This is a genomic window from Sphingomonas sp. DC1600-2 (assembly GCF_049897605.1).
Lineage (GTDB): Bacteria > Pseudomonadota > Alphaproteobacteria > Sphingomonadales > Sphingomonadaceae > Sphingomonas.
The window spans coordinates 27,917-40,724 of record NZ_JAFCWO010000010.1; the positions used below are offsets into that span (position 1 = coordinate 27,917).

Annotated in this window: 7 protein-coding genes; all 7 read left to right on the forward strand. The window is 64.4% G+C overall.

The genetic code is table 11. The annotated features are described in order from the left end of the window. Positions 1-124: 124 nt before the first annotated feature. Complete coding sequence (locus ACP7BL_RS15030; protein ID WP_426258721.1) at positions 125-2,095, forward strand: autotransporter assembly complex protein TamA; 1,971 nt, start codon at positions 125-127, stop codon at positions 2,093-2,095. Then, complete coding sequence (locus ACP7BL_RS15035; RefSeq protein ID WP_426258722.1) at positions 2,095-6,324, forward strand: translocation/assembly module TamB domain-containing protein; 4,230 nt, start codon at positions 2,095-2,097, stop codon at positions 6,322-6,324. The genes ACP7BL_RS15030 and ACP7BL_RS15035 overlap by 1 nt, the downstream gene beginning before the upstream one ends. 63 nt (positions 6,325-6,387) lie before the next feature. Continuing rightward, positions 6,388-7,881: a flavin-containing monooxygenase gene (locus tag ACP7BL_RS15040; protein WP_426258723.1), complete on the forward strand. Its 1,494-nt coding sequence runs from the start codon at positions 6,388-6,390 to the stop codon at positions 7,879-7,881. 90 nt (positions 7,882-7,971) lie between these two features. Beyond that, positions 7,972-8,607 carry a CerR family C-terminal domain-containing protein gene (locus tag ACP7BL_RS15045; RefSeq protein ID WP_426258724.1) on the forward strand — a complete coding sequence of 212 codons (636 nt, stop codon included), beginning with the start codon at positions 7,972-7,974 and terminating at the stop codon, positions 8,605-8,607. Next, a complete protein-coding gene (locus ACP7BL_RS15050; RefSeq protein ID WP_426258725.1) occupies positions 8,604-9,713 on the forward strand; it encodes an HlyD family secretion protein in 1,110 nt (369 codons plus the stop codon). The genes ACP7BL_RS15045 and ACP7BL_RS15050 overlap by 4 nt, the downstream gene beginning before the upstream one ends. 1 nt (position 9,714) lies before the next feature. Then, positions 9,715-11,316: a DHA2 family efflux MFS transporter permease subunit gene (locus ACP7BL_RS15055; protein ID WP_426258726.1), complete on the forward strand. Its 1,602-nt coding sequence runs from the start codon at positions 9,715-9,717 to the stop codon at positions 11,314-11,316. After that, complete coding sequence (locus ACP7BL_RS15060) at positions 11,313-12,788, forward strand: efflux transporter outer membrane subunit (RefSeq protein WP_126845610.1); 1,476 nt, start codon at positions 11,313-11,315, stop codon at positions 12,786-12,788. The genes ACP7BL_RS15055 and ACP7BL_RS15060 overlap by 4 nt, the downstream gene beginning before the upstream one ends. The last annotated feature ends 20 nt before the right edge of the window (positions 12,789-12,808 follow it).

The following is a 12,808-nucleotide window of genomic DNA, read 5'->3' on the forward strand; positions in this document are numbered from 1 at the left end:
CCCTCTGACATGAAGCGGGGAAGCGCGGGTTTTGGGTTTGCTGTTATTTTCAACGGGACTGATTGCTGTAGCCGCTGGCGGCGTGCAGCAGGCGCAGCCCGCAATCCCTGTTCCGACCCCGAAGATGGGCACGCCCCCGTCGACCGAGCCACCGATCGTCGCTGACGACACGTTCGACAAGGCGCTGCCGCCGCTGTCGAGCGATATCAATGCGCCGTTGGAGCCGCTTGCCCCGATCGTCCCGCCGACTGCGCCAATGGTGCCCGCGGAAACGGTGCCGCCAGAATTGACGCAGCCGCTGCCGGCGTTGCAGGTGTTCGATTCGACGCCGCTCGTCGACGTGACCGTCAAGGACACGAAGGCTCCCGACATCCGCTACGACACCGTCGTGCGTGGGCTGGATACGTTGGGGCTCGCGGGTAAGTTCAACAGCCTGTCGGCGCTCAAAGGCGGCGATGGCAAGGCGGCCAATGCCACCGTCGTCTCGGCGCGCGGGCGCGAGGACGAAGATCTCGCGGTCCGCTTGATGAAGTCGCTCGGATATTATGACGGCACCGCGATTTCGACGATCGAGCAAATTCCCGGAGACACCGCACGGGTCCGCGCAATCGTTTCGGCAACACCGGGCAAGCAATATAAGTTTGGCTCGATCGCTGTGCAGGCGGCACCCACGGTTCCGCCCGGATTGGTTGAGAGTTTGCTCCCGCTGCACAGCGGTGAAGCAATCGAGGCCGAGCGGGTGCAGGGCGCGGAAGCCAATGTCGCGCTGGTCCTGCCGCAGCGTGGTTATCCCTTTGCCAAGGTCGGGCAGCGCGACATCCTGCTCGATGACGTTGCTGGAACCGGTGACTACACCTTGCCGGTCGATGTCGGTCCGCGATCCTCGTTCGGCACCTTCACTACCGAGGGGCGGCTGGCGTTCGGCGCGGCGCATGTCGGGGTGCTGACTCGCTTCAAGCCCGGCGAGTTGTACGACAATCGCAAGGTCGACGATTTGCGCGCGGCGCTGGTGGCGACAGGTTTGTTCTCAACCGTTTCGGTGGAGCCGGTCCGCACCGGCAATATCAACCCCGATGGCACCGAGGCAGTCAACCTGCTGGTGCAGCAGGAACGGGGACCGCCGCGCTCGGTGGCGGTCAGCGGAGGTTACAGCACAGGGCAGGGCATCCGACTGGAAGGATCGTTCACCCATCGCAACCTGTTCCCACCCGAAGGCGCGCTGATCGTGACGGCGGTGGCGGGCACGCAGGAGCAAGGGGCCACCGCCACCTTCCGCCGCTCAAACGCCGGACGGCGCGACCGGACGGTGACCTTCACGGCTGGGGCCGACCATTCCAATTATGACGCCTTCGACGCCTTCACGACCACGTTTTCTGGGCGGATTTCGTATGACTCCACGCCGATCTGGCAGAAGAAGTTCACCTACGCTTATGGGTTCGAACTGACTGGCACCAACGAAAGCGTCTATGATTTCGGGCGCGGTGCGCGGCGCCGCGCGACCTATTTTATCGCGGCGCTGCCCGGGCAGGTGGAATTCGACCGGTCGGACAGCTTGCTCAACCCGACCAAGGGGTATCGCCTGAAGCTCAACCTCAGTCCGGAAACTTCGGTGCGGGGTGCGGTGCGGCCGTATGCGCGGACGCTTGTAGAAGCGAGCGGCTATTATCCGATCGGCGACAGCATCGTGCTGGCGGGGCGCGTCCGCGCCGGGTCGATCGTCGGGACGGATCGGGACGATCTTGCCCCGTCGCGGCGCTATTATGGCGGCGGCGGGGGATCGGTGCGCGGCTATGGCTATCAACGGCTCGGGCCACTCGATCCCAATGGCGATCCGGTCGGCGGTCGATCGATCAACGAATTCGCGCTGGAGGCACGCTATCGCTTCGGCAATTTCGGCATCGTGCCCTTCCTCGATGGCGGCAATGCCTATGAGAGCGTGTTGCCCAAGGCGACGGACTTGCGCTTCGGGGCCGGGATTGGCGGGCGCTTCTACACCAATTTCGGGCCGCTGCGCGTCGACGTCGCGACGCCGCTCAACCCGCGCAAGGGCGATGGCAAGATCGCGCTCTACATTTCCATCGGGCAGGCTTTCTGATGACCGAAGAGACAGTCGTCATCGCCCGTCCTCCCTTGTGGCAGCGAGCCCTTAAATGGGTTGGGCTTGCGCTGCTGGGGGTGGTCGTGCTGGCCGGGGTGCTGGTGCTTGGGCTCAACACCGCACCTGGGCGCAGGATCATCGCCAATTCGCTGGGCGGCTACACCACGGCCTCTGGCCTCAACATCAAGGTCGGGCGGATCGAGGGATCGCTGTACGGCGCGATGGTGTTGACCGATGTACGGGTGAGCGACCCCAAGGGCGTGTTCCTGACCGCGCCGCGCATCGCGGTCGATTGGCGACCGTTCGCCTATCTCAGCAACCATATCGATGTGCGCTCGGCGCAGGCGGCGCTGGTGACGATGCAACGCTCCCCGGCGTTCAAGGCGGTGCCGAGCGACCCCAATGCGCCAATCCTGCCCGATCTGGACATCGATATCGGGCGCTTGACCGTCGCGCGGATGGTGCTCGCGCAACCGGTGACGGGGGCGGTGCATATCCTCAAGATCGACGGCGCAACCCACATTGCCGAGCGGCGTGCGCAAGTGACCGCCAGCGTCGTCGCGCTGGCCGGGCGCGGTATTGCGGGCGGCGATCGGCTGAACTTTAAGCTCGATGCCGTGCCCGATGCGAACCGGCTCGACCTCGATGCGCATCTGGTTGCCCCGGCAACGGGGGTGGTCGCCAGCATGAGCGGGCTGAAGGCACCGCTCGATTTCAGCATTGGCGGCAAGGGTAGCTGGAAGGCATGGCAGGGCAAGGCGACTGGCACGCTGGGCGGCGCGTCGTTCACCGATCTCGCGCTGACCGCGAACAGCGGCACCTTCACCGTGCGCGGCTTCGCCAATCCGGGCCTGTATCCCGGCGGCGCACCCAAGACCGAGGCGAGTGCGATCAACCCGCTGGCCCGGCTGACCGCGCCGCGCGTGCAGGTCTCGCTCAACGCCACGCTCGACCAGCGACGGGTGACGCTGTCGGGGGCGCTGCGCTCCGATGCGCTGGCGCTGAATGCCAAGGGCTTGCTCGACCTTGCCGAGAGTCGTTTCGGCCAATTCGCGGTCGATGCGAAGTTGCTGACCCCCGGCGCAATCGCCCCCAATCTGCGCGGGCGCGATGTCGCGGCGCGCGTGGTGCTCGACGGCAAATTCGCCACGCCGACGGTCAATTATGTCGTGACGGCGGGTGTGCTGGGCTTTGGCGAGACGCAGGTCGAGCGGCTCTACGCGTCGGGGCTTGCGCGGGTGAATGCTGACCATATCATCGTCCCGCTCGCCGCCCGCGCCGCGCGCGTCACAGGGCTCAATGCGGCGGCGGGTGGCCTGCTCGACAATGTCGCGATCAACGGCGATATCGCCGTCACCGGCAACACGCTGCTGTCCGACAATTTGCGGATTCGCTCGAACAAGATCGACGCGACTGCCTTGGTCGTCGCCAATCTCAAGACCGGACTGTATCGCGGTGCTCTTAACGGGCGGGTCAATAATTACCGGATCGATGGCGTCGGCATCGTGTCGCTGCGCACCGATGCCAAATTGGTAACGGTAGCGAGCGGCGGGTTTGGGATCACCGGCCACGTCGCCGCCAGGACATCGCAAATCTTCAACGAAGGCGCGCGCAGTTTCCTCGGTGGAAATGCGGTGGTGACGGCGGACGTCGGCTACGACCCGAACGGCATCGTCACTTTTCGCAACCTGCATTTGGCCGCGCCGCAGTTCCGCGTGACGCGTGGGCAGGGGCGCTATGATCCAAAGGGCCCGTTGCTGGTCGAAGCGGATGCGTATTCGGCCCAATATGGCCCGCTCTTCGCCCGCGTCACGGGCACCGCGACCAAGCCGGTCGTGCTGCTGCGCGCGCCGCGCCCCGGCGTTGGGGTGGGACTGGTCGATCTGGAGGCGACCGTGCGCGGGACGGGATCGTCTTATGCCGTGCTCGCCAAGGGGGGCACGCAATACGGCCCGTTCACCGCCGACCTCAACGTAACCCCCGGCACCCAATTGGCGATCGACATCCGCAAGGCACGCTTCGCGGGGGTCGATGTTACCGGCAAGCTGCAGCAACTTCCCGCCGGGCCGTTTGCCGGGCGCGTCCAGTTTGCCGGATCGGGGATCAGCGGTGCCGCGCTGCTTGGCGCGCAGGGCAAGGTGCAGCGCGTCGACGTCGCCGCCCGCGCGAGCAACGCCAAGGTTCCGGGCGCGGTCGATTTCACCATCGGGCGCGCGATTGTCAACGCACAGGCGATCCTCTATCCGAATGCGCCGCAGATTATCGCCGACGCGCAAGTCGCCGATTTGCGCTACGGCGCGGCGGTGCTGTCGAGCGCGCGCGCGAAGATCCATTACGTCAATGGCAACGGGACCGCTCAGGCGGTGGCTTCGGGCTCGAACGGCGTGCCGTTCCATATTGCGGCCAATGCGCGGCTGAGCCCAACCTTGTGGCTGGTCGCGGCGCAGGGCCAGGCCAACGGCATCGGTTTCAAGACCGGCACGCCCGCGCGGATCGCGATCGAGCGCGGGACCTATCATCTCCAGCCGACGCGGATCGATTTCGACAAGGGCAGCGCGCGCATTGCTGCCGATTATGGCGCGGGGCTGGTTGCCAAACTGCGGCTCGATGCGCTGGACCTGTCGGTCGCCAATGCCATCGTGCCGGATCTCGGTCTCGGCGGTTCCGCAACGGGCTCGCTCGATTATACCCAGCCGCGCGGGGCCGCAGTGCCGACCATCGCCGGGCAATTCCGCGTCGCGCGGTTTACCCGGTCGAGCTTGGCGAGCGTATCCGAACCCGTCGATCTGATCACGCAAATTGGCCTGAACGGCAATGGCGGCGATATTCGTGCGCTCGTGCAGCGGGGCGGCACCACGATCGGGCGCTTGGTGGTTACGCTCGGATCGCTCGGTGGCGGTAGTGACTGGACGCAGCGGCTGATGGCGGCCTCCTTGTCGGGTGGAATCCGCTACAATGGCCCCTCGGGCGTGCTCTTCTCCTTTGCCGGCCTGTCGCGCCAGCAACTGTCGGGGCCAATTGCGGTCGCGGCCGATTTTGCGGGCAGGGTGGATGCACCACAACTGACCGGTCTGCTCCGCGCGGATTCGCTGACCTATGACAACGAAGTCTATGGCACGCGGCTCACGCAGATGAAGCTCGCGGGTCGCTTCACCAATGATCGGCTGGAGATAACCCAATTGTCGGCGCGGGCGGGCGAGGGGACCGTGCAGGGGCAGGGATCGGTCGGATTTTCCGCGGCAGCGGGCTTCCCGATCGACGTGCGCGCGACGCTCAACAACGCGCGGCTCGCCAGTAGCGATGCGCTGGGCGCGACCGCGACCGGCACCATCGCGATCACCAATAGCAAGGCGAATGGCGGGCTGATCAAGGGCGATTTGCGCATCCCGAATGCACGCTACGAGATCATCCGTCAGGGGCAGGCCGACGTCGCGGAATTGACCGGCGTCCGCCGCAAGAGCGACATCACCAAGGCCAATGCCCAGGCAACCGCGCCCGCCGAACCGGTCGGGCTGTTTAAGCTCGATCTACGTGTGCGTGCCGACAACCAGTTGTTCGTCTCTGGCATGGGGCTGGAATCCGAATGGCAGGCGGATTTGCGCGTCGTCGGCACCTCGCTGGCCCCGCGCGTAACCGGCAATCTCGAAATCGTTCGCGGCACCTATTCCTTCGCCGGCAAGCGCTTCGACGTTACCAAGGGCGATGTCCGCTTCGACGGCGGCGCTTTGATCGATCCGCAAATTGCGCTGAGTGCCACGACCACCACCAACGGCATCACCGTGGTGATCGATGTCTCGGGCACGGGCCAGAAGCCGCAAATCGCGTTCAACTCCACCCCCGCTTTGCCACAGGACGAGGTGCTCAGCCGGTTGCTGTTCGGCAGTTCGGTCACCAATCTATCGGCGATCCAGGCAATCCAGCTTGCCGCTGCGCTCAATTCGTTGCGCGGGTCGGGCGGCGGGCTCAATCCGCTTGGCAAGCTGCGCTCGGTGGCGGGGATCGACCGCTTGCGCATTCTCGGGGCGGACAGCGCTACCGGGCGCAGCACGTCGCTCGCTGCGGGCAAATACATCACCAACAACATCTATGTGGAGGTGATTACCGATGCACGCGGCTTCACCGCCACGCAGTTGGAGGTGTCGTTGACCAAGGCGCTCAGCGTGCTGTCGCAAGCTGGCTCGTTTGGCGGGTCGAACATCACGGTGCGCTACAAGAAAGATTTCTGATCGCAACGCATCTCTTTCCGTCGGCCCGAAAATCGAATATCGGGTATCCTACGGAGAGCGATCATGAGCATGGAACATTTCGACGTCGTCGTTGTCGGTGCGGGAATTTCCGGGATCGGCGCGGGCTATCATTTGCAAACGCAATGCCCCGACCGAAGCTATGTGATTCTCGAAGGGCGAGCGGCATTGGGCGGGACGTGGGACCTGTTTCGCTATCCCGGCATCCGTTCGGATTCGGACATGTTCACGCTGGGCTATGCGTTCAAGCCGTGGACCGAGGCGAAGGCGATCGCCGATGGTCCCTCGATTTTGAAGTATGTCAGCGATACCGCGCGCGACTATGGTATCGATCGTCACATTCGCTTTGGTCATCACGTAAAACGCGCCGCCTGGTCGACGGCAGACGCGCGCTGGACCGTCGAGGCGGACGGGCCGGACGGGCCGGTCGCTTTCACCTGCAATTTCCTCTTTATGTGCAGCGGCTATTACAATTACGCGCGCGGCCATTCGCCCGAGTGGCCGGGCATGGAGGATTTCGGCGGGCGGATCGTCCATCCGCAATTCTGGCCCGCCGACCTCGATTATAGTGGCAAGAAGGTGGTGGTGATCGGCAGCGGGGCAACCGCGGTGACGCTGGTGCCCGCCATGGCGGAGAGTGCCGCGCACGTCACGATGCTGCAACGCTCGCCGACCTATGTCGTGTCGCGACCGGCCGAAGACGCGACGGCCAATTGGCTGCGCGCCAAATTGCCCGCAAAACTGGCGTATGGTCTCGTGCGCTGGCGCAATGTGCTGTTCCAGATGTTCTTCTTCAACCTCGCCCGCAAACGCCCGGAAAAGACCAAGGAGCGTTTGATCGAAATGGTGCGGGGCGAGCTTGGTGCCGATTACGACGTCGCGACGCATTTCACGCCGCGCTACAATCCGTGGGACCAGCGGCTGTGTCTGGTGCCGGACGCCGATCTGTTCGCGGTGATCAAGAGTGGCAAGGCTTCGGTGGTCACCGACACGATCGCGCATTTCACCCATGACGGGATCGCCCTGCAATCGGGCGCGGAACTGCCCGCCGACGTGGTGGTGACGGCGACCGGGCTGGAGCTGCAATTGTTGAGCGACGTAACGTTCAGCGTCGACGGTGCCCCGGTCGATCTTTCGAAAACCTTCAATTACAAAGGCATGATGTTTTCCGACGTGCCCAACATGGCGACCTCGTTCGGCTATACCAACGCATCCTGGACGCTGAAGGCGGATCTGACGTGCGCCTATGTCTGTCGGCTGCTCAACACGATGAAGAAGCGCGGGTTGCGACAGGCAACCCCGCGCGTTGGCGACGCTGCGTTGACGCCAGCGCCGTTCCTGGACTTCAGCTCGGGCTATGTGACCCGTGCGATGGAAAAGTTCCCGAAACAGGGCAGCAAGACACCTTGGCGGGTTCATCAAAACTACGCGCGAGACCTGCTGGCGCTGCGCTATGGATCGGTCGATGACGGGATGGAGTTTTCCAATCCTGCGACTCCTGAGGCCACCCGTGCGGCGCAGAGCCGAATAACCGCCTGAGCCGCGCAACCTGAGGCGCGCAGAGGCGTTTTTGCGGCGCTGCACAATTTGCCGATTGCCTTGTTCGTTCGAACGAACTATCGACCAACTGTGGTTCAACAGCGCCTTCTTGAAATCGCGATCGCGGAGTTCGCCACCAAGGGGTTGGAAGGCGCGAGCACGCGCAGCATCGCCGCCGCCGCGGGCACGGCCATGTCATCGATCACCTATCACTTTGGCGGCAAGGAAGGGCTGTATCTGGCCGCCGCCGACCATATCGCTGCGCAAATGGGCGATACTCTCTCGCATCTGGCGGGCGGCGGGGTGCCCGAAGCGATTACGCCAGCGGCCGCCCGTGCGCTGATCCACGCCATCGTTGCGAGCTTGATCGACAAGATGACGGGCCAGAAAAACACGTCTTACTCGCTGTTCATCATGCGCGAGCAGATGGAGCCGACCGCGGCGTTCGAGCGCATCTACGGCGGGATGATGGGGACGATGCTCCAAACGCTCGTTAATCTCGTTCAGATCGCAACCGGGCGGGACGAGGGCGACACCGCGCGCGTGGCTGTGATCACCGTGATTGGGCAGGTGGTCACGCTGCGTGCCTCCCGTGCGACAGTCCTTAAGCTGATGCAGCGCGCCGATCTGGACGCTTCCGCGATTGCCGCGCTCGGCGCGCGGATCGCAGCCAATACCGATGCCATTCTCGACCGGCTGATCGCCGAACGACAGGAGCTTTCATGAGCGATACGCCCCAACCCGACGCCAAGGCCGATCAGGATAACTCGGCGGCCGCAGCACCTGCGAAGCCGTCGATTTTTCGCAAGCCGCTGTTCTGGGTCATCGTCATTCCGGTGGTCGGGGTGATCGTGGTCGCAGCGGTGCTCTATTATCTGGACGCGCGGCAGTATGAATCGACCGACGATGCCTTTGTCGACGCTCATATCGTTCGGATCGCGCCGAAGGTCGCGGGCACGCTAAAGGCGGTTGCCGATATCGATAACCGTCACGTCCAACGCGGCCAGTTGCTGGCGGTGATCGAGCCGTCCGGGCCAGAGGCGCAGGTTGCCGAAGCCGAGGCCAACGCAAAGCAGGCGGAAGCCCAGTTCGAGCAGGCGCGCGCGCAAGTCGTGGCAAGCCAGGCAACGCATGACCAGGCCGTCGCGCAGGCACGAGCCCCGCTCGCCAGCGCCGCCAAGGCGGAGCAGGATCTCGCGCGCTATGAAGCGCTGCGCCGGATTGATCCGGCGGCGGTCGCCGGGCAGCAGCTCGATGCGGCGCGGGCGACCGCGCGCTCCACTGCAGCGGAAGCGGCTGCGGCACGCCAGCAGATCGATAGCGCCAGCGCCAATATCGCGGTGGCGCGCCGTCAGGTCGCCGCCGCCCGTGCGGTGATCGAGGCGCGGCAGGCATCGGTACGGCAGGCCAATGTTACGCTGGGCGACAACCGGCTGGTCGCGCCGGTAGCCGGGCAAGTGGTCAACCGTCAGGTCAATATCGGCTCTTATGTCGGGCCGGGAACGCAATTGATGGCGATCGTGCCCGATCACATCTGGATCACCGCGAACTTCAAGGAAACCCAGCTGCGCGACATGACCGCGGGCAAGCCGGTCGATATCAAGGTCGACGCTTATCCCAACGTCAAGTTCAAGGGCCATGTCGACTCGATCCAGCGCGGCGCGGGCCAAGCATTTGCCTTGCTGCCGCCGCAGAATGCGACCGGAAACTACGTCAAAGTGGTGCAGCGCGTGCCGGTGCGGATCGAGTTCGATACCAAGAACGCGCCCGATCCCCGCAAATATCCGCTGGGGCCTGGCATGTCGGTAATCCCCACGGTCAAGGTTCGCTAAGATGGCGAGCGCCGCAGCGCGCGCGGACGGATGGGATCCGACCCGGTCCGCAGCGGGCAGTTTGAGCCCGTGGCTGATCGTCGCGATCATCTCCATCCCGACCTTCATGGAGGTGCTCGACACATCGATCGCGAACGTCGCGCTCGATCATATCGCGGGCGGCCTGTCGGTTTCGAACGATCAGGCAACCTGGGTGCTGACCAGTTACCTTGTCGCCAACGCGATCATCATCCCGATCAGTGGCTGGCTGTCCGATGTGATCGGGCGGAAGCGCTATTTCATGATCTCGATAGCGCTGTTCACGCTGTCCTCGCTCATGTGTGGTCTGGCACCCAATCTCTCGACGCTCGTCATAGCGCGCGTCTTGCAAGGTATTGGGGGCGGTGGACTGGCCCCTGTCGAGCAATCGATGCTTGCCGATACCTTCCCGCCGCGATTGCGCGGAATGGCCTTTGCGGCGTTTGCGATCGTCGTCGTGGTCGGGCCGGTACTCGGGCCGACGCTGGGCGGCTATATTACCGAAAATTCCAGCTGGCATTGGGTGTTTCTCATCAACGTGCCGATCGGCATCGTGTCGCTGTTTCTCGTCAACGTGTTTGTCGACGAACCCAAGGCGATCAAGGATGATCGCGCGAAATTGCTTCAGCGCGGTATCAGGGTCGACTATATCGGCATCATCCTCATCGCACTCGGCCTGGGGTTCTTCGAACTCACGCTCGATCGCGGCGAGCGGGAGGACTGGTTCGCGAGCAGCCTGATCATCGCGACCACGACGATTTCGGCGGTATCCCTGATCGCGCTCGGCTTTTGGGAAACGCATCATTCCGAGCCTGTGCTCGACCTCAAGCTCCTTAAAAGCCGGAATTTCTCGTTGACGTTGCTGGTCATGGGCGTGACCGGGATGATCCTGTTCGGCACCACCCAGTTGATCCCGCAAATGTTGCAGCAGGTGCTTGGCTATACCTCGTTCCAGGCCGGGTTGGCGCTGACCTTCGGCGGGGTGGCGACGCTGGTCGCGGTGCCGTTTGCCGGACGGCTGTCGGGGGTGGTCGATGTCCGGCTGTTGCTGTTTCCGGCATTGCTCGTTCAGGCCTTCGCCTTGTGGAACATGACGCATCTCAACGCCGACATCACCTTCCTCGATGCCGGGGTGGCGCGCCTGTATCAGGCAATGGGGCTGCCCTTCCTGTTCGTGCCGATCAGCGCAGTGGCCTATGTCGGCTTGCCGCAGAACAAGACCGCGCAAGCGTCGAGCATGCTCAACGTGGCACGCAATCTTGGCGGATCGATCGGCATTTCGGCGTCGCAGACGATGCTGGCATCGGGCCTGCAGCGGCATCAGTCGGATCTGGTTAACGGCCTTAATCCGCTGAACCCGAATTATAATGACTGGCTGGCCAAGGCCGGGAGCGCGTTTGGCGGGCCGGGGGACACCATTACGCCGCTCGCCGTGCTCTACAGCCAGGTGCAGCGGCAGGCGGCGATGCTTGCCTTTCTCGACGTGTTTCACTCGTTGATGGTCGTGGTGCTGTGCGTCGCGCCCGTCGTTTTCTTTATGCGCTCCGGCAAATCCGGTGGCGGTGGTGGAGGCATGGCCCATTGACCCGCTCTCTCGTTACGGCGGCGCTGCTCGGCGCGACCTTGCTTGGCGGTTGTACCGTCGGCCCCAATTATCATGCGCCGACGATGCCCGTCCCTGCTGCCTTTGCCGAGCTGCAGACCGGTGTGCCGGGCGCGACGATCGACCCCGCCCATTGGTGGACGGCCTTTGGCGATTCCACGCTGACGACGCTGGTCGAACGGGCGCTGAAGGACAGCCCGACGATCGCGATCGCGGCGTCGCGCGTGCGGCAGGCGCGCCTGGATGAGATCGCGGCGCATGCCGTGGGCAAGCCCACCGTCGATGCCACGGGCAATGTGACGCATGTCGAATTCAGCAAGAATGCCGGATTCTCGTCCCTCGCCAGCCTCTTTTCCGGCGGTGGCAGCAACAGCGGCAGTTCGAGTGGCGGCATTGCGCTGCCCGGTAGCGGGATCACCACCTATGCCGCCGGCTTCGATGCGAGTTGGGAGATCGATTTGTTCGGCGGCGGGCGACGCGGCGTCGAGGGGGCCCTGGCACGGACCGACGCGGCGATCTGGTCGCAGCGCGATGCCGCCGTCACCTTGGGAGCCGAGGTCGCCCAGGCGTATTTCGCGCTACGGCTTGATCAGGCACAGATTGCCGTGGTCGAGGACGAACTCGGGCAGCAGCGGCGTGCACTGGAGATAGCGAACAACGTTGCCAGAGTCGGGTTGAGCCCACAGATCGACGTGAAACGGCAGCAGCAATCGATCTCCAGCATCGAGGCCCGGTTGGAGCCGCTACGAGCGGATGTCCGGGTCCGGATTCATGCACTCGGCATCCTGCTTGGCACCGAGCCGGGAAGCCTCACGGCGGAGTTGACCGGGCCGCTTCCCGCGTTGCCGACGGCTCCGGTCGTTCCGGCCGGGTTGCCGTCGGATCTGTTGCGCCGCCGCCCCGACATTCGGGCGGCCGAGCGCCAATTGGCGGCATCAACCGCAGACATTGGCGTGGCGGTGGCGGACCTCTACCCGAAATTCAAGCTGACCGGGATGGCGCAACTGATCTCGACCTCGCTCGGATCGCTCGTGTCGGGCGATAGCATCCAGGCGACGGGGGTAGGGGGGATAACCTTTCCCTTGCTGGATTGGGGGCGGCGCAAGGCAACAGTGGGCCTGCGCAAGGAAGACCGGGAACAGGCGTATCTGCGCTATCGCACGACCGTGCTTGGCGCGTTGCGCGATGTCGAGGATCCGCTCGCCCGCATCGACGCCGAGCGTCGTCGTAACGCCGCGTTGCGGCGTGCGGTCACGGACGCACAAGCGACAGCGCGGGCGGTCGAGGCGCAGTACCGCACCGGCTTCGTCGCGCAGAACAGCTTGATCGATGCGCAGGTCGCGGTGCTCAGCGCGCGCGAGCAACTGGTCGCCAGCGATGCGCAACTGCGGCAGGACAGTGCGGCGCTGTTCAAGGCGATTGGCGGCGGATGGGAGGATGCCGCAGCCGGGTGATTGGCAAGCACGTACGGGCG

Bases quoted from the DNA above. Each gene is read 5' to 3' on its own strand.
- ACP7BL_RS15035 (WP_426258722.1), top strand. From the start codon at position 2,095: ATGACCGAAGAGACAGTCGTCATCGCCCGTCCTCCCTTGTGGCAGCGA.
- ACP7BL_RS15040 (WP_426258723.1), top strand. From the start codon at position 6,388: ATGAGCATGGAACATTTCGACGTCGTCGTTGTCGGTGCGGGAATTTCC.
- ACP7BL_RS15030 (WP_426258721.1), top strand. From the start codon at position 125: ATGGGCACGCCCCCGTCGACCGAGCCACCGATCGTCGCTGACGACACG.
- ACP7BL_RS15055 (WP_426258726.1), top strand. From the start codon at position 9,715: ATGGCGAGCGCCGCAGCGCGCGCGGACGGATGGGATCCGACCCGGTCC.
- ACP7BL_RS15050 (WP_426258725.1), top strand. From the start codon at position 8,604: ATGAGCGATACGCCCCAACCCGACGCCAAGGCCGATCAGGATAACTCG.